Annotated in this window: 13 protein-coding genes and 1 riboswitch; of the genes, 4 read left to right on the top strand and 9 right to left on the bottom strand. The window is 44.2% G+C overall.

Annotated elements, in window-relative coordinates; genetic code table 11:
* From AC3E9V_RS05570 to AC3E9V_RS05555, 4 genes are read left to right on the top strand one after another with little or no spacing between them, the layout of a single operon-like run.
* Positions 1 to 1698 carry a DUF1501 domain-containing protein gene (locus AC3E9V_RS05570; protein WP_488752198.1) on the top strand — a complete coding sequence of 566 codons (1698 nt, stop codon included), beginning with the start codon at positions 1 to 3 and terminating at the stop codon, positions 1696 to 1698.
* On the top strand, positions 1667 to 2539 hold the full coding sequence (locus AC3E9V_RS05565) for an outer membrane beta-barrel protein (RefSeq protein ID WP_488752197.1): 873 nt from the start codon (positions 1667 to 1669) through the stop codon (positions 2537 to 2539). The genes AC3E9V_RS05570 and AC3E9V_RS05565 overlap by 32 nt, the downstream gene beginning before the upstream one ends.
* A gap of 7 nt (positions 2540 to 2546) precedes the next feature.
* Positions 2547 to 3731, top strand: coding sequence for a hypothetical protein (locus AC3E9V_RS05560; protein ID WP_488752196.1), 1185 nt, complete (start codon positions 2547 to 2549; stop codon positions 3729 to 3731).
* Positions 3732 to 3784: 53 nt separating this feature from the next.
* On the top strand, positions 3785 to 4105 hold the full coding sequence (locus tag AC3E9V_RS05555; RefSeq protein ID WP_488752195.1) for a YciI family protein: 321 nt from the start codon (positions 3785 to 3787) through the stop codon (positions 4103 to 4105).
* A 162-nt stretch (positions 4106 to 4267) separates the two neighbouring features.
* On the opposite strand, the gene AC3E9V_RS05550 is transcribed toward AC3E9V_RS05555, so the two are convergent.
* From AC3E9V_RS05550 to AC3E9V_RS05510, 9 genes are all read right to left on the bottom strand, one after another.
* Complete coding sequence (locus AC3E9V_RS05550) at positions 4268 to 4786, bottom strand: hypothetical protein (RefSeq protein ID WP_488752194.1); 519 nt, start codon at positions 4784 to 4786, stop codon at positions 4268 to 4270.
* A gap of 620 nt (positions 4787 to 5406) precedes the next feature.
* The gene (locus tag AC3E9V_RS05545) at positions 5407 to 6072 is read right to left on the bottom strand and encodes a phosphoadenylyl-sulfate reductase (RefSeq protein WP_488752193.1); all 666 of its coding nucleotides are present in this window, start codon (positions 6070 to 6072) and stop codon (positions 5407 to 5409) included.
* Positions 6047 to 6673, bottom strand: coding sequence for a precorrin-2 dehydrogenase/sirohydrochlorin ferrochelatase family protein (locus AC3E9V_RS05540; RefSeq protein ID WP_488752192.1), 627 nt, complete (start codon positions 6671 to 6673; stop codon positions 6047 to 6049). The genes AC3E9V_RS05545 and AC3E9V_RS05540 overlap by 26 nt, the downstream gene beginning before the upstream one ends.
* Complete coding sequence (gene cobA, locus AC3E9V_RS05535; RefSeq protein WP_488752191.1) at positions 6670 to 7434, bottom strand: uroporphyrinogen-III C-methyltransferase; 765 nt, start codon at positions 7432 to 7434, stop codon at positions 6670 to 6672. Before cobA ends, AC3E9V_RS05540 begins: the two co-directional genes overlap by 4 nt.
* Positions 7435 to 7476: 42 nt before the next feature.
* Positions 7477 to 9597 carry a nitrite reductase gene (locus AC3E9V_RS05530; protein ID WP_488752190.1) on the bottom strand — a complete coding sequence of 707 codons (2121 nt, stop codon included), beginning with the start codon at positions 9595 to 9597 and terminating at the stop codon, positions 7477 to 7479.
* 353 nt (positions 9598 to 9950) lie between these two features.
* Positions 9951 to 10064: riboswitch (SAM riboswitch) on the bottom strand.
* Positions 10065 to 10299: 235 nt separating this feature from the next.
* Entirely contained in the window at positions 10300 to 12186 is a 1887-nt protein-coding gene (locus AC3E9V_RS05525) for an amidophosphoribosyltransferase (RefSeq protein ID WP_488752189.1), read from the bottom strand.
* A gap of 7 nt (positions 12187 to 12193) precedes the next feature.
* On the bottom strand, positions 12194 to 13648 hold the full coding sequence (locus AC3E9V_RS05520) for an NADH-quinone oxidoreductase subunit N (RefSeq protein ID WP_488752188.1): 1455 nt from the start codon (positions 13646 to 13648) through the stop codon (positions 12194 to 12196).
* Positions 13645 to 15273, bottom strand: a complete 1629-nt coding sequence (locus AC3E9V_RS05515) for a complex I subunit 4 family protein (protein WP_488752187.1) — start codon at positions 15271 to 15273, stop codon at positions 13645 to 13647. Before AC3E9V_RS05515 ends, AC3E9V_RS05520 begins: the two co-directional genes overlap by 4 nt.
* A gap of 3 nt (positions 15274 to 15276) precedes the next feature.
* On the bottom strand, positions 15277 to 17244 hold the full coding sequence (locus tag AC3E9V_RS05510) for an NADH-quinone oxidoreductase subunit 5 family protein (protein ID WP_488752186.1): 1968 nt from the start codon (positions 17242 to 17244) through the stop codon (positions 15277 to 15279).
* Position 17245 lies beyond the last annotated feature (1 nt).

Here is a 17245-nt window from a genome sequence, read left to right as displayed (position 1 = left end):
ATGAAAAGAAGAAATTTTATAAAAAAACTAGGTTTTGCTGCCGGAGCGCCGATCGCCTTTCATGGGGTACCCATCCAATTAATGGGTTCTAACAAACCCCTTCAAAAGCTTGCGGCACAAAGCACCAACGATAATGTACTGATTATCCTCCAGATGCACGGTGGAAATGATGGTCTGAATACCTTCATCCCGTTATCCAATTATGATCAGTATTACAGCCGGAGAGCTAATGTTGCCATTCCCTACAAACAGGGTAACCGGACGGCTATTCCACTAGACAGCACCGTGGCTGATGCAGATCAGGTAGGCCTTCATCCGGACATGCAGGACTTCAAAACCATGTACGATGAGGGTAAGGCAGCTGTATTTCAGGGCGTTTCTTATGAAAACAATAATGGCTCTCACTTCCGGGGAAGGGACATTTGGTTTATGGGAGGAGATGCTGACGACTACTACAGTTCCGGATGGATTGGAAGATATCTCAATCAGGAATACGCTCCATTACAATATCCGGATGAATTCCCTACTGATGAAATGCCCGACCCCCTTGCGATTGAAATGGGGAATGATGTGTCATTACTCTTTCATCAGGAGGGCAACATACCAACCTCATTGTCCATCCCCGCCCGGAACCTGGTAGAGTTTGCAAGTGAGTTGAATGATCTTGAGGGTTTTGGGGATAAAGAAATTGATCCCAGGGGGATTCCTCCTTCTTTCTTAAATCCGAGTCCCTACTGGAAAGAAATGGAGTGGATCCTTGGACTGGAAGACAAGTCTGATATCTATATAAACCGGCTTGCAGAAGTTTACAATAATGCGGAAGAATCTACTGTTGATTATCCGACACAATACCCCTTTGGGGGATATAGCAATACAGATTTAGCCAACCAGTTAAGATTAATTGCACAACTCCTGGAAGGTGGTGTGAAAACGAAAGTCTTCCTGGTGAAGATCGGAGGTTTTGACACCCATGCTAACCAGGTAGAGGACTATAACACTACTTTTGGTGGTCATGCTGCCCGTCTTTATAACATTTCATCCGCAATGCGGGCCTTTAATAATGACCTGATAAAAAGAGGCCAGGATCATCGGGTACTCACTATGACCATGTCAGAGTTTGGTCGACGAATTGCATCAAATGGTAGTTATGGCACGGATCACGGTACCGGCGGACCCATCATGATGTGGGGTACTGGAGTAAATCCCGGCATCTACGGCACCAATCCGGATCTGACTAATAGCAATGTGAGCATGCAGTTTGATTACCGGCAGATCTATGCCAACCTTCTCCATGAATGGATGGGGATCGATCAGCAGATCATTGCAGATGAGATATTTTTCAGGGACTTTATCAATGGCCCTAACCCAAACGGTGGCAACTATGAGCCCATAGAGCTCATCAAAGAAACCATCACAGGAACAAGTGACTTTTTAAAAGCTAAATATAAAATAGAATCAGTCTATCCTAACCCAGCCAGTAAGTACACCCAGGTAAATCTAATGATCAATGATTATCAGACCGTCCGTGTCGAGCTGATCGACATGAACGGTCGGGTAATTATTTCAAATCAACGTCAGCTAAGTCCGGGAAAACACACATTTTCCTTCCAACTTGACCGGGTTTTACCGGGTATGTATTTTGTAAAAGCTAAATCAGAAAAACTGAATGACACGAAACGCCTATTCATTCGCAAGTAAAGCGGCAGCAGTATTGATCCTACTGCTGTGCACAGTGCAAGTATCAGTAGCCCAACGAGCCAAAGCCCCCGACTATTACCAGAGTTTCCTCAATACGCAATTCTGGTTGGGGCTCCGCTTTGGTCTGAACTATACAGATCCGGTAGTGCAGAAAACCTATACGTCCTTCAATTCTCTGGATGATATTGATGAAACCTATGAAAAGACCTACAACGTCTTTGACATGGCCGGAGGTCAGGCAGGGTTACAGATGTCATTTTACCATAGAGGCTTTTCTTTTGAACTGAACCCGACGTTTAAAATAGTAAGATATAATTATAGCTCAGATGTTAGCTATCAGGGAAATTCGACTGAGGATGATTTTGAAACGCAATTCAATATCCAGCAAAACATCAACCTGATCGAGGTTCCTTTTTTTGTGAAGTATGAGATTCTCCGCTCCGGAGAGTTCAGACCATTTGTCCTGGCGGGACTGCAGTATTCCTTCTTGGTAGATGCCCGGAAAAATGCCGAGATCATTCATACTGACTTTAGCGGAGGAGTAGAAAGAACCTATAATGCCGGAAACATCTCTCTTGGTGCGCGGGACCAGTTTCAAAACTTTTACGGAGCTGTAGGGGGTGCAGGCGCAAATTTCGATCTCGGAAATGTCCGCACTATTTTAGAGCTTTCATACCTCTACGCGCTTAGCCCGGTAACGGACCAAACCAACCTCTACCAGGAAAACGAACTTGCATCCCTGGGAGAAGTAAATGACGAAATTAACCTTAACAATATCAATGTAGCGCTCAGCTTTGTCTTTCCGTTCCGCTATCTTGATAAATCATTTCAATCCAACTGATCGTCACATGAAACGATTTTTTCTGCTTTCAACAATTGCAATTGTACTTTTTACCCGCTGTCAAAAAGAAGAGTTTGACCCTGCGGAGTCTTTCACAAAGATCTATGACAGTTTCCGTAGCGATCTGGAATTTTATCCTATAGATGTCGTGCCAACTGAAACCGGATTTTTAGTGCTCGCCGGACAATCTTTTGACCAGGAAAATTTCAGAACTGTTCAGATCATTCAGCTGGACGAAGAGGGCAACTTCGTCCAAATGAGAGAAGAAACTGATTATGCCATCCCCACAGGTGATTGGATTGCTATAGATTCCATGTACTACTTCTTTGCAATGGATCCAGCTACGCTTACTGTTCAGTTGTTTCAAACATCGGCAGACCTGTCAGAAGAGCCCACAATTACTCCTTTACCAGGTCTTACTTACCCGCTGGCAGCCGCTGAAACCTCAGATGACCAACTACTATTATTAAACTACAATATAGCTAATCAGCAATCCACAATTTCCAAATTAACTACTGAGGGAGACACAACAAATGTGATTAATTACTCCATTGGTGCTGGCAATGATGTAGAAGAAGATATTCTGAACCATTATTTAGACCCGGAGAGATCCGGACTCCCCTTTTTCTGCGGAGAATTTGGTTCTGGAGGAGCTTATTTCAATGGATTTTATAATTACAGTTTTTCATTGGTGTTTACTGATTTCGGAAGTCAGACCGGTGTAGTACAGGGCCAGGCCGCTAATGCAGGCATTACCGATGCCCTACCTATCCAGGGAGGTACGTTCGGGGTGTTTGGATTTCAGTTTAATGATAACTTTATCAACCCAAACGCTACGCTCAACACTACCGGTATTTCTTCCAGTATAGATCTTTTAAGCACAACCGTGTCTGAATTCAAATCCCGGACTCCTGCTGATGTTGAGATCGTCACCATCAATGAGGTAAGCTATACGGTTTTTGCTGCTGAAACTGAGAGCAGACAGGTAGCGCTCTATTTTTATGATGCCACTACGGCGGAACTTGCAGGAATTCACAAGATCGGATACCTGAATCCTTATACACTGGCCTCGGTGAAGGTTGATGCGGAAAATAACCTTTTGGTTTTAGGCGCAACTTATGTAGCCGGCAGGTTTCAGCGGATTTTCCTAACCAAAATACCGCAGGATAACCTTGCCGAAATTGTGCAATAATGATCAAGAGCTTAAAAATATCAATTGCGCTTTGCCTGATAACACTTACTTGCATGGCACAAGAGTCCGAAAATCGATCAGAAGATCAGTATTTTGCTATGATCTATACCACCGGTGAAAAGTGGGATACACTCAAAGCCGTAAATGAGCAAGCCTATTTCAACGCTCACTCCAAACACTTATCTACTTTAAGAAAAGAGAAAAGAATTGTTATTGGTGGAAGATATGATGATAAGGGCTTCATGCTCTTAAAAGCAGAATCCTTAGAAGAAGCACAAAGCATTGTAAACAGGGATAGTTCAGTATTATACAACACTTTCCAGGTCGAGCTATTCCCTTTTAATGCCTTTTATAAAGGGTGTATAGATGATTGAGACCGAGGAGCCTTCACTCCTACTCTAAGCTGAACCCACTCCCAAAGGGAGTCTATGTTTAAGGATAGATACCTACCGAGGCCCCGGTACTGACATGAGACATGACCACAATCGTTGAACGTGCATCACAAGGCCACTACCAAAGGTCTAGCATGAGGATTGCTAGATCCCCGTCAAATGATGGGCATGTTCATCAATCACATCGATCTGCCTGGTGATAGCCTCTACATATTTGTATAACTCTGCCTCCAATTCCTTTTTATACTCATCGTACCCTTCCACGTTTTTATTTCGCTCCACATCATTAAAAACCATGCATTCCTGACGAAGGAAGATCATAAATGATTTGGTAGTGTAATCAATCTCCAGGGTTTCGATATCATCGATAGTTGCTTTGGCTTCCGGATCCTGATCTTTATCAAATTTTGATATAACAATATCATAAAGTGATGAATCATAGTGGTGAATTTGCTTGAGCAGCAGGATCATATTGTCTCGGTATGGACGGTCCCGGCAATACTTCTCAAGTCCCGCATACGTCTCCAGGTTCACAGCCTCAGCATCCCACTGAACTCTTAAATCATCTATGATCTTAACAACTTCGGCCTCTGTATCCTGGGCATGAGCATTGTAAGAGCAGAAAAGGATCAGCAAAAAGCCGACTGGTAAAAGCTTTTTCATGGCGAGTAATTATTGATGGTTAGACCAATAAACCCGAATTATTCAATAGAATATTTTCACTCTTGAAACAAGATATTCTATTGAATAATGACGAAAAATTTCTCCTTTGGAAATTTTTGTCAGGGTAACCCAGACAAAGCAAAGCTTTCGTCTGCCCTTTGGGTAAATTATGCGCTAACGCATAATTTGGAAATACAATTATTCGACGAATATTATCAAAACAGAAAAACAGAAAAAAATGAATCTTGCTTTTCTCCCTGATGAAACACTGACAAGGGATCGGCTGATCAATTTAGGATAGATGCTCCAGGGGAATGACGCTTACATTTAGCGATATATTATCGTCACTCCCGAAGGGAGTCTTTGCCAATGTGAAAAATGGCCCTCACCTTAAGGATAGATTCCCTGCGGGAATGACGAGGTGTATAAAAATGCATTCTTCCACTAAACTGCAAAAAGTCACTCCCGAATGAACTCTTTGGGAATGACGCTTACGTTCAGCGATATATTATCGTCACTCCCGAAGGGAGTCTTTGCCAATGTGAATGGTCCTTATCTCAAGGATAGATTCCCTGCCGGGAATGACAAGGTGTATAAAGGATCTCAAAAAGATCGTGGGATTAGAAATGCAAACCGCACTCGCTCTTGGCCTTGCCCTGCCAGCGGCCATCTCTGCCTACCCCCTTTTTAGTACAATGCACACAGCCTATGGAGCCATAGCCCTGATACAAAAGGGGATGTGCGGGCAGCTCGTATATCGACCGGTACAGGTTCAGATCTTCCTGGTTCATGTCCAGTATTGGATGGAACTTTACCATAGCCCCGTGCGGCTCAAAAAATTGCTTCTTTGCCCTGTTTTCATTTTGAAACCGTAAAAGACCGGAGACCCAGATCTTATGCTTCTTCTTCAAAGCCCTCAACGGCTCCACTTTATTGATGAAACAGCAGAAGTCGGGATTTCCTTCCCAAACTCTATGTTTCGTTGTAAACTCATGGGATCGTGGGTTAGGATTTACTTCCTGCACGTTCAGGTCAAACTCCCTGATCAGGTACTCTTTGTACTCAAGCGTTTCTTTAAACAGATACCCGGTATTGATCAGGTAGATCGGGTGGCCTGGCGCTACTTTATTAATCAAATGCAGCAATACCACTGAAGTACTGCCAAACGAAGTAGTGATCAGGATATCCTCCGGATCAAACTCCTCAAAAAGCAGCTTTAGCCGATCAAGATAGGTCAGGTTTGTATACCTGTCATTCAGTTCACTTAGGTTCCACTTCTGACTCATCTTCTTTCTTTTCGCTTGATAATACTGATGTGATTTCGTTTAACCGGTCCACCTTGTACTGGAAGTCTCCCTTCAACTGATCACGAATATTCTTCAGTTGGTTAAGGAGCTGGGGAGTAGACTCAGGAAGTACATCTTCAAGCAATTCTCTGAATCGCTTGGCGAAAGTCGGGGACTTTCCATTGGTACTGATCCCTACCTTCAGGTCACCCTTCTTCACTGTTGATCCCAAATAAAAATCACACAGATCCGGGGTATCGGCTACATTGGTCAAAAGATGGCGGCTCTCTGCCCACTTTTTCAGTCTAATATGAAGAGAATAGTTATCAGTTGCTAAAATGAGCAGGTCAATGCCTCTGAGATCCCATCTTCTAACCTTTCTTTTCTTTATTTCGATCGATCCTGACTGAGCGGCAAGCTTTTCCAGTTCCGGAAGCACTAGTGGCGCTATCACCCTGATGTTTGCATTAGGGTCGTTCTTCAAAAGAGCCTCCACTTTTTCCAGCCCCACATTTCCTCCACCTACCACAAGCGTTTTGATCTTGTGCAGCTTCAGAAACACTGGGAAAAGCACATTTCCGTCTGTCAGTGTTTCACTCATGCCACCACTCTGTTTTCATCCCAGACAGCACTCCCCTGGTACTGCTCTTTGGCATACCTCGCCCCCTCGCCAAAAATCAATAAGGCCGGTGCCTCAGGTTGCTTTTCTTCGGCTATGGAAACTATATCCCTGACCTTTCCAATGAAAACACTGCCATCCACATGTGAACCTTTACTGACAATGGCTACAGGCAGATCTCCCCGCCCATTAGCCAGATAAGCCTCCACAATCAAGTCCAGTTTTCCCAGACCCATGAAAAACAATGCAGTGGGAGAAAATTCAGCAGCTCTGAGCACCTCATCACTTAGTTTGCCTTCATGCGTAGTGGCTGTCACTACCGTGAAGCTGCGATTGATACCTCTGCAGGTAAGTGGAATACCAAAATAACCAGGAAGCATGACGCTGCTTATCCCCAGCACTACCTCTGTGCTGATACCGTGCTTTTCGGCGTAAGCTTTTTCCTCAAACCCTCTTGCAAAAACAAACGGATCACCGCCTTTAAGCCTGACAACATGGCCAAACTCATAAGCGTACTCTACAATCAGAGCGTTGATCGTTTCCTGGGAAACACTGGCTTTACCTGCCCGCTTACCCACAGGGATATGCAAAGCATCAGGTGCATAGCTTAAAAGCTCAGGATCCACCAGTGCGTCATACAAAATCACATCAGCAGCCTGAATAGCCTTCACTCCCTTCACAGTGATCAGTTCAGGATCACCGGGACCAGCACCCACCAATGTCAATTTCGGTCTTTTCTTCATGTATTCACGGTTTCAAAATCAGGCATCATGCTTACTTCATTGCTAAGCTTTGTAAAATTCATTTACCACCAGCTTCTCACCCTTCTCAGCATTTCTCAAGTCAGTGATCTGATTGAAAAATGTTTCTGCTTCCTCCAGATACGCTTTGGCAAAAGCTTCTTCAGGTGCATTCTTGTTGATCTGTAAAGTCAGGTCATCAAAAGACACCGGCAGCTGAACCTCTCCGGTATCTACCAGATGCTTTTGAAAATCTTCAATGATCCCCTGATGTGTATTGCATTGAATGTCCTTACTTAAAAGGATTGCTTTAGCTCCTATGACAAGCGTGTTGTAGCTGTAGTAAATGGCATCTGCCCATTTTTCCTCTGCCAGAGCCACTTTCCCTTTAGCCAACCGCTCCTCTGCATCCATCAAGATGGTGCTCACCAGGTCCAGCATTACGCCGGCACATTCTCCTACTCCGATTTCGGGAACGAAATCATCTACTTTACCCCAGTCCTGATAATCAGAATCAGATAAAGTAGTCACATCAGCCAGGGGTTTCAGTATTTCATAAAAATACCGCTTACCCTGTCTTCTAAAGTAGGCATTGAAATATTCCTCCTCCGTACCATTTTCCTCATAGTCATTGAGCAGGTAACGGACCGTCTCCGGTATCCTTTTAGTAGGAATTTTAATAACCTTCTCAGCAATAAAACCCTTACCGTCAGGATCTACTCCCCCGCCTATGACCACCTGCATGGCCGGAACTACCTTGTCTCCATGCTTAATACTGCTTCCGTGAAAACCGATATTACCAACCATATGCTGGCCGCAGGAATTCATACAACCACTGATCTTGATCTTGATCAAAGACTCGTCCACCAGGTGCGGAAATTCATCACGGATCGTATCCTCCAGCACTTTAGCCAAAGCCGTACTGTTAGTTACCCCAAGGTTACACGTATCAGTGCCGGGGCACGCTGTAACATCTGCTAGTGTATCAAATCCCGGAGCAGAGAGATCCAGTTCCTTCAATGCAGCATAGACTGCAGGAATATCTTCCAGCGTAATGTATTTAAGCAATAAGCCCTGATTGAGGGTTATTCGGATATCATCCGCCGCCCAATTTCTTACGATATCGGAAAGCTTTCTTGCAGTTTTAGCGTGGATATCACCCAAAGGAACCCTGACTTTCACAGCATAAAATCCTTCTTGCTTTTGTTCGAACACATTAGTTAAAAACCACTGCTTATAAGCTTCATCATACTCAAAATCGTCTATAGCAAATATTGGCTTTTCTTCAGGCACCGGAGTTTTTTCCTTTGGCACACTTATCTGGTAGGAGTGATATGGTAGCGCCTTTCGCTCCTTGTCTACCAGCTCCATAAACCCATCAAGACCCAAACCTTTCTTAGGATCGATCAGGAATTTCATTCGGGCTTTATGTCTCCGCTCGCGCTCTCCATATCGATCAAACACGCGCAATCCGGCCTCCACAAAAGGAATAAGCTCATCCTCCGGCAGGAAATCATAAGCTTTTTGTGCCACAAAAGCCTGAGCCCCGAGCCCTCCTCCTACAAGAACCTCAAACCCGCGCTTCTTTCCTTGCAGTTTAGGGATAAACCCAAAGTCATGAATGTAAGTAAAGGCAGCATCTGCACGGCTGGAAGAGAAAGCTATTTTAATCTTTCTCCCCATCTCCTGGCATATAGGATTTCTTAAAAAGTACTCAAATACACCCTGAGCATAAGGGGCCACATCAAACGGCTCTTCCGGATCTATACCGGCAAAAGGAGATGCAGTTACATTCCTGACCGTATTTCCACAGGCCTCTTTTGTCGTAACTCCTACCTTCTCCAGAGCTTCCCACATCTCCGGGGTATCATCCAGGTTCACATAATGAAGCTGAATGTTCTGCCGGGTGGTCAGATGCAGATTTCCATTGGTGTACGTTTCTGAAAGGTTGGCTACCGTCTCCAGCTGATCAGCAGTGATCTTGCCGTACGGTAGTTTAAGACGAAACATCTGCACGCCTTGCTGTCGCTGACCGTAAACCCCTCTGGCCAGCCGAAAAGCCTTAAAACGCTCTTCCGGAATCTGCCCCAGCTTAAAGCTTTGGATCTTTTCCTTAAGCTCCTGTATATCAGCGACTGCCTCTGGACTAATTGTTTGTGTGCTCATGTCTTTAATTTTTTCTGGTCATAAAAAAACCCCGAGGTTTCATCTCCGGGGTTTCTGACACATTATTGTTAAAATTCTTTATTTGTTACACATAATGCTTCCCCGGGTAGGCTGTACAAATACAGCATACACAACAACACATACAGATACAGCATGCACTGTTTAGTTTGTTCAGGAAGTTAGTTTTGATTGTATTCATTAGTTTTTGTGTGTTATCGGTTTAAAAATTGCTCTTGTGAAAAAATCAGAAGGTTTCTGATCATTTACAACAACAGCAACAACACACAGCCCATTTGCTTACCGGCCTAATGAAGAGATCAAAGAATACGTTTTTAGTAATTTTCATATCAATTAATTCATATCCTTCTTCTGACTATACAGAAGAAATCAGGAATTAGCACCTTAATTTTAGTTTTCAGGTTGCTAGCGTTTCTCAGAGCCTGTCTCTCCACGCTTCTTTATAAATCAATTTTTCTAGAATTGATACCTCAAAGGTGAATCAGATTATTCAAACATCAAAATGATTTATGATAAATAGCCGACATTTTTGAGAAATTTTAGATGAATTCCAAATTTTAGCCTTCAAATTTCCACTTTTTCAATACCAAGCCATTTAAGAAGGCTTATTTGCCAAATGAATATGGTACCTAAACGAGGGTTAGTTATGAAAGGTTCCGGAAAAGAATTGGTTTTGCGAAACGCTTAATAAGCTCTGACTTCTGCTCCTTTCATGAAGTTGATGAAGGCTTTATTAACCACCCGGTTCCCCCCCTGTGTAGGGTAGTCTCCGGTGAAATACCAGTCACCAAGATGGTGTGGACAGGCTTTATGCAGGTTATCGACGGTCTGATAAACCACTTCGAGCTCAGCTTTCATGTTTTTTGGTTTTACAATTTCTGTAATTTTTGCTGATACCTGGTCATAAGTGAACGGCTTATATAATTCCTTCACATAGTTTGGAGCACTTTTCTCTCTGATACTGGCAAGGCATTTCTCAAAAACCTCATCTAGTAAATATTCCTTATTGTGCTCTTCCAACAGGGCCAATACAGCTCTAAAAGCCACAAATTCTTTCATCTTACTCATATCTATACCATAGCAATCCGGAAACCGAATCTGAGGTGCTGATGATACGATAACTACTTTTTTAGGCTCAAGCTTATCTAGAAGGGTAAGAATACTCTTTTCCAATGTAGTGCCACGCACAATAGAATCATCTATGACTACCAGGGTATCTTTATTTTTGTTAATTACCTCATAAGTGGTATCGTAAACGTGAGCTACCAGATCATCGCGATGCGCATCATCTGTGATAAACGTTCTGAGCTTGGCATCCTTAAGCACAAGCTTCTCCACCCTCGGCCTGAATGATAAAATATCTTCCAGAGAATCAGCGCTGGGTTTTTCATCAAGAATGATGTCCTTGCGTTGATTGATAAGGTATTGGTCTATACCTCTCAGCAGACCCAGAAAAGAGGTTTCTGCTGTGTTTGGGATGTAGCTGAAAATGGTATTCTTCAGATCAAAATTCACAGCTTTTAATACCTGAGGGATAAGCAGCTCCCCAAGCTTTCTGCGCTCATTGTAGATATCCGGGTCAGTGCCTCTTGAAAAGTAAATACGCTCAAATGAACAGGATTTCTTTTCCCCTGACTGAATAAAAGGCTCCTCCCTGAAGCTTCCATCTTTATCAATGATCAGGGTATGTCCCGGCTTTATCTCCTTTATGTCCTCATAAGCACAGTCAAAAGTTGTTTTAAGAGCAGGTTTCTCTGAAGCAACAGAGACCACTTCATCGTCTGCATAATAATAAGCAGGACGGATGCCATGAGGATCACGGGCCACAAAAGCAGCTCCATAGCCTACCATTCCTGTCATAATATATCCTCCGTCAAAATCACGGCAGGATTTTTCTAAAACTCTTCGCAGATCAATTTCATCTTCAATGATCTCAGTGATCTGCTGATTAGTCTTTTGTCCACGGTACTTATCAAAAATCGCCTGATTTGCTTCATCCAGAAAGTGACCGATTTTCTCCATTACAGTGACGGTATCCACCATCTCCTTGGGATGCTGACCAAGTGTTACCAGTTTATTAAACAACTCATCCACATTGGTCATATTGAAGTTGCCGGCCATGACAAGGTTTCGGCTTCTCCAGTTATTCTGCCTTAAGAAAGGATGACAGCTTTCGATGTTGTTTTTTCCGTGAGTACCATACCGCAGGTGGCCAAGCCATACCTCCCCTGTAAACGCAAAATGCTCCTTCATCCATAGAGCATTTGTGTAGTTCTCTTTTCCTTCTTTTTGCGCCTTGCTGTATTTCTTACTGATCTTCCCGAAAAGATCTTCTATAGGCTGCTGATTGGTGGTGCGGTACCGGCTGATATATCTTGTGCCCGGAGGCATATCCAGTTTGATGTTTGCTACCCCTACTCCATCTTGCCCTCTATTATGCTGCTTCTGCATGAGCAGGTACATTTTCTTTGCAGCATAAGCCGGAGTGCCATATTTATCAATATAGTATTGGAGGGGTCGTCGAAGACGGAGCACTGCTACTCCACATTCGTGTTTTATCGCGTCGCTCATTTGTCAGTTACCAAGCAATGAATTTAATATTTTCCGCAATGTTATTCAATAAATCCGGCCTAAAGAAAATCGATAACAACACTCCTGTGAAAATAGTTGCCAAAAGTCGTTGATAAAACTGGATCCTGACCGTATTTGCATTTTGAGATTCTTTGAGAAAAAAATTATACGGGATTTTCAAATAAAAGAAAAGTGAAAACACCACACTCAAGACCCCCACACCCAGATACGTGAGCATTAAAGGATCACCAATGTTTTCATACCAGGACCACAAAGCCGAAAACAAATAAAATTTTGCGGTAAAGCCGGCAGTGGGAGGTAACCCTACCAAAGCTATTAATACCAAAACAAACAAACTCCCGAGGTAACTCTGGTCAGCTCTCAGCCCGGAAAAATCCTCAACATCTTTGATGCCGAGCTCCTCAAAAATGGCAAGCAGATGAAATACAGCCAGATTCATAAACATATACACCACCCCATACCAGATAAATGCATTAGCTCCAGTCTCACCGGGGATAAGTAAAGGAACCAGCAAAAAACCGGAATGGGCTATAGCTCCGTAAGCAATCAGCCTTTTTGCGTTGTGCTGACGCATAGCGCCCAGTGTCCCCAGCACGATCGTTGCCATACCGATCACTGCGACGGCAACAAAAAGCCAGTTTACAGTAAAAATGTCTAACTGCCTGAATATCCTGTGAAGCAATACCAAAGCCCCGATTTTAGGCAAAGAAGCCAGGATCGGGAGCGATTCGGTAGGTGCTTCTTCATACGCTGATGGTGTCCAGATATGGAAAGGAACCAAACTTATTTTGAACAGTAAGCCACCCATGAATGTCACCAGCCCGAAATTCAGTAAACCTGAACTGCCTATCACATTAAAATCCATTTCGGATAATACAAGGGTACCTGTAAACCCATAAATCAATGACGCTCCATACAAGGCAAATGCAGAGCTCACTCCACCAAATAGCAGGTATTTCAGCCCTGCTTCAAACGAACGCTTTTCAAAATTGAAATTGGTGATCAGGTAGGATGCAAAAGAGGTAAGCTCTACGGCAAGGTAAATAATTAAGAGATGATTGGCAGAAAGCATCAGGGTACTGCCCAAAATCACTGATAAGAGCAGAAAATAAAACTCAGACTTCCGCTCACGCACCTCTGGGAAAAACACTATCCAAAGAGACAAACCAGCAAAGGCTATTTTGAATAAGTCACCCAGCCCATCCATGACCAGGAAATCGGAAAGGATGATCACCTCTTCCGAACGGACAGTTACTCCAAAAAGAGCCACCAGCAACACTATGACATAAAGCAATTTTGATACAAGAGGCTTCGAAAACAACAGGCCTCCTGTGAGGACAAGCATTGCTCCTGCTACCAATGCGATCTCATACCGCAAAAGCAAAAGCTGATCCAAAATATCCTGTAGCTGACCTGCCTGTAGCTGTTCCAAGAGCATCATTGATTTAGATAAAATTCTCCCTGGCTGATCAGGTGATCTACAAAAAACTTTAATGAGTTATCGATGGGGTCAAGAAGTATCGACGGGAAAATTCCAAATAAAAGAACCAATACCGCAAGAGGAACCAACATGATCCATTCACGGGTAGTGAGATCTTTCATTTTCTCGCTCCACGCTGCTTCCTTGGTCCAAAATTCTCCAAAGAACATCCGCTGAAGGGTCCATAAATAATACCCTGCGGAAATAATAATCCCTGATACGGCGATGATACCTACCCATTTTGAAAATAATCCTGTAGAAGATTCGGTCCCTATGGCTCCCATCAGCACCAACACCTCTCCAACAAACCCGGACAATCCTGGCAATCCTAATGAAGCAAAAAAGAAAATCACCACAAAGAAAGTGTACCCGGGCATTTTACTCGCCAGGCCACTGACACCCTCTATTTGACGATCGTGAGTTCGATCATAAATCACCCCAACCACCAGGAACAACGCCCCGGATATAAAACCATGCGATACCATTTGAAAAAGGGATCCGGAAACCCCTTCGCTGGTCAGGGCAGCTAATCCCAGCATCACAAATCCCATATGTGAAACCGATGAATAAGCAATGAGGCGCTTCACATCATTTTGCGCCATAGCCACCAGGCCTCCATAAATAATGGAGATCACCCCAAAAATGGCAACCGGATATGCAAACTCAATAGCTGCATCAGGAAAAATAGAGTATGCAATTCTGAAGAAACCGTATCCCCCAACCTTTAGCAGTATCCCGGCCAGCAACACTGAAATAGCCGTGGGCGCTTCTACGTGGGCATCCGGGAGCCAGGTGTGCACCGGAACTGCCGGAAGCTTAATGGCAAACCCGATCATCAGAAAAATGAAAGCCACGTACCTCACTGGCATCCCAAATAGAAGATAATCATTCCCGGGAGCCAACAGCGCATCCTGCAGGTAAGCGCCATCCATCATCGAAATGAGGCTAAACGTATGAACTATTTCTCCATTATTTTCAACGGTCCCCACTGACAGGTAAAGACCGATCATTACAATCAAAATGAATAATGAACCCAGCAGGGTGTAGAGAAAAAACTTAATGGAAGCATACGACCTCCTGGGCCCTCCCCATATCCCGATCAGGAAAAACATGGGTAAAAGCATAAACTCAAAAAAGACATAAAAGAGGAAGAAATCCAGCGCAACAAAACACCCGATAATACTCCCACTCAGGATCAGGTATAGCATAAAATATCCCTTAACCTTTTCAGTCAGATTCCAGGATGAAACCACTCCCACCACCAGAAGGATAGTGCTTAAAACCACTAAAGGCATGCTCACTCCATCCACCCCCAGGAAGTAATCAATTTTCAGGCTGCCATGGTCACCAAGCTGTAAAGAAATCCATTCGGTGAGTTCTACGAATTGAAAGGCGCCGCTCCACTCTTCAGGCACTATGGAGCCATCATAACTGAAGAATAATGTGAGCCCAAACACTAACTGTACAATGGTAGCAAACAGGGCGACAATCTTGATCAGCCGGGGTTGCGACTTGGGAATAACCCCAATCAGGAAAGCTGCCCCAACAGGCACAAAAATGAGTAAAGAAAGAAGGTAATTCATCATTTGTTATTCACCCCTAAGTTGAAACCATAAAATGATCAAAAGCACTGTTAGTACCATCCAGCCAATCTGAGTCTGAACGCGTGCAGCCTGCACCCTGCTCAGCAAAGTACCGGTCTGTCTGGAGATCCAGGCGATGAAATTTACTAACCCGTCCACAATCTCCCGGTCGATAATGCTCAGAAACTTGCTAAAAACTACCGCGCCTACCCCTATAAAATGGACTATGGGGTCTATCACACGTCTGTCAATACTTCGGGCGAAGTTAGCAAGCCAGAGATAACCAACAGAAAGGAACTCATAAAATTCATTGATAAACCACTCACTATAAGATACCTTGAGGTATCCCTTGTCTGGGGCAAAAGCCACCTCATAGTTACTCTGACGAAAACTGCCCGGCCTGAACCGGTAGTAAGCCAGAGCTAAACCTAAAATGGATAAGGCAATGGACAGGCTTAGAGTAATCTGCTGGATCATCGCCGCCCCGTCAGCTTCTTCAATTATTTCCAATGAAAACAAGTATTCATTCAGCCACCAACCGTGAGCGTTAAAAGGATTTAAAGCATTAAAAAACCATAGGGAGCCCATTCCCAAAAGCAGTAATGGCACTCTCACAAAAATGATGGGTTCGGGTCTGGTCACCGGGAGCCTTTCTTTTCGAGCTGTCCCAAAAAACACCAGCAGTACCTGCCGCCCGATATAAAAAGGCGTTAAAAATGCTGCCAGAAAAGCCATATCCGGCACCAGGTAAGCAACCCAGCTGCCTGCTCCCTCTATTTGACTGGCCCAAACCCACGCTCCGGCAAGAATTCCTTCTTTGGACAGGAAACCGCTAAAAAAGGGTAATCCGGATAACGCAAGCCCGCAAACCATAAATACCAGAGCAGTAATTGGTAATTCCTTTTGCAGCCCTCCCATGTTTCGCATATCCTGACCATCTACATCACGGTTGGCCTGATGCATAAAGTGAATAACAGCTCCAGCCGCCAGGAAAAGGCCGGCTTTGAAAAAAGCATGGGTCCACAAATGAAACAATGAGGCCTGGTAAGCCCCCACTCCTACTCCCATGACCATATAGCCCAGCTGAGAAATGGTGGAGTAGGCAAGTACTTTTTTAATATCATGCTGGGTAATAGCAGCGTAAGCAGCCATAAGGGCAGTAAGGGCTCCGGCAAAAGCCGTAAAAGTTAACACCAGGGGACTGAGAAAGGGAACCACTCTTACCAACAGGTAAACCCCGGCAGCCACCATGGTAGCAGCATGGATCAGGGCGGAAACCGGTGTAGGGCCCACCATCGCTTTTGGAAGCCATCCGAAAAAAGGAAACTGAGCAGACTTACCCAGGGCGCCGATCACCAACCCAAATCCGGCTAAATGAACGATCAAATCGGCTGGAACACGCTCCAATTGAGAGAGGTAAGGCTGGCCTACTACCGTGATCATAAGTATTACTCCTGCTAACAATCCTGCATCTGCTACCCGGTTGACCATAAATGCTTCACGGGCCGATTGTGCTTTTTGCTGATCCTTAAACCAGTATCCGATAAGCAGGTAAGACGAAAAACCAACCAGCTCCCAAAAAATAAACAGCAAAACAAAGTGGTCTGCTGCTAACAGGCCCAGCATCGAAGAGGTGAAAAACCCGAGCTTGAAAAAGTACCGGTGCAGCCCAGCCTCCCCTTTCATGTAATGAATGGAGAAAAGATGAGCCAAAAGGGAAATGAAATACACCAGGCAGATCAGCACAATGGCAATGTTGTCCAGGTAAAAACCAAGCTCCATTCCGGGCAGCCACTCCCAGTAAGCTGCTATTGGTTCATCTGCAGCAATTAACCGTAATGCAAAAAGGAAGCCCAGAAAGATCCCTGATACGCTCACTGCTCCAGCACGTCTCCTGCCCAGGAAATAAGCTGATATACCACCAACAAGCGGCATTACCAGGGCTAAGATCATATAGGTTATCTGGCTGTTCAAG

Source organism: Marinoscillum sp. HNIBRBA16962, from assembly GCF_057801515.1.
This window is presented reverse-complemented; position numbering and strand designations above follow the sequence as displayed.

Excerpts from the sequence above, each read along its gene's own strand:
- AC3E9V_RS05570 (WP_488752198.1), top strand. The coding sequence starts at position 1 with ATGAAAAGAAGAAATTTTATAAAAAAACTAGGTTTTGCTGCCGGAGCG.
- AC3E9V_RS05565 (WP_488752197.1), top strand. The coding sequence starts at position 1,667 with ATGACACGAAACGCCTATTCATTCGCAAGTAAAGCGGCAGCAGTATTG.
- AC3E9V_RS05560 (WP_488752196.1), top strand. The coding sequence starts at position 2,547 with ATGAAACGATTTTTTCTGCTTTCAACAATTGCAATTGTACTTTTTACC.
- AC3E9V_RS05555 (WP_488752195.1), top strand. The coding sequence starts at position 3,785 with ATGGCACAAGAGTCCGAAAATCGATCAGAAGATCAGTATTTTGCTATG.
- AC3E9V_RS05550 (WP_488752194.1), bottom strand. The coding sequence starts at position 4,786 with ATGAAAAAGCTTTTACCAGTCGGCTTTTTGCTGATCCTTTTCTGCTCT.
- AC3E9V_RS05545 (WP_488752193.1), bottom strand. The coding sequence starts at position 6,072 with ATGAGTCAGAAGTGGAACCTAAGTGAACTGAATGACAGGTATACAAAC.
- AC3E9V_RS05540 (WP_488752192.1), bottom strand. The coding sequence starts at position 6,673 with ATGAGTGAAACACTGACAGACGGAAATGTGCTTTTCCCAGTGTTTCTG.
- cobA (WP_488752191.1), bottom strand. The coding sequence starts at position 7,434 with ATGAAGAAAAGACCGAAATTGACATTGGTGGGTGCTGGTCCCGGTGAT.
- AC3E9V_RS05530 (WP_488752190.1), bottom strand. The coding sequence starts at position 9,597 with ATGAGCACACAAACAATTAGTCCAGAGGCAGTCGCTGATATACAGGAG.
- AC3E9V_RS05525 (WP_488752189.1), bottom strand. The coding sequence starts at position 12,186 with ATGAGCGACGCGATAAAACACGAATGTGGAGTAGCAGTGCTCCGTCTT.
- AC3E9V_RS05520 (WP_488752188.1), bottom strand. The coding sequence starts at position 13,648 with ATGATGCTCTTGGAACAGCTACAGGCAGGTCAGCTACAGGATATTTTG.
- AC3E9V_RS05515 (WP_488752187.1), bottom strand. The coding sequence starts at position 15,273 with ATGATGAATTACCTTCTTTCTTTACTCATTTTTGTGCCTGTTGGGGCA.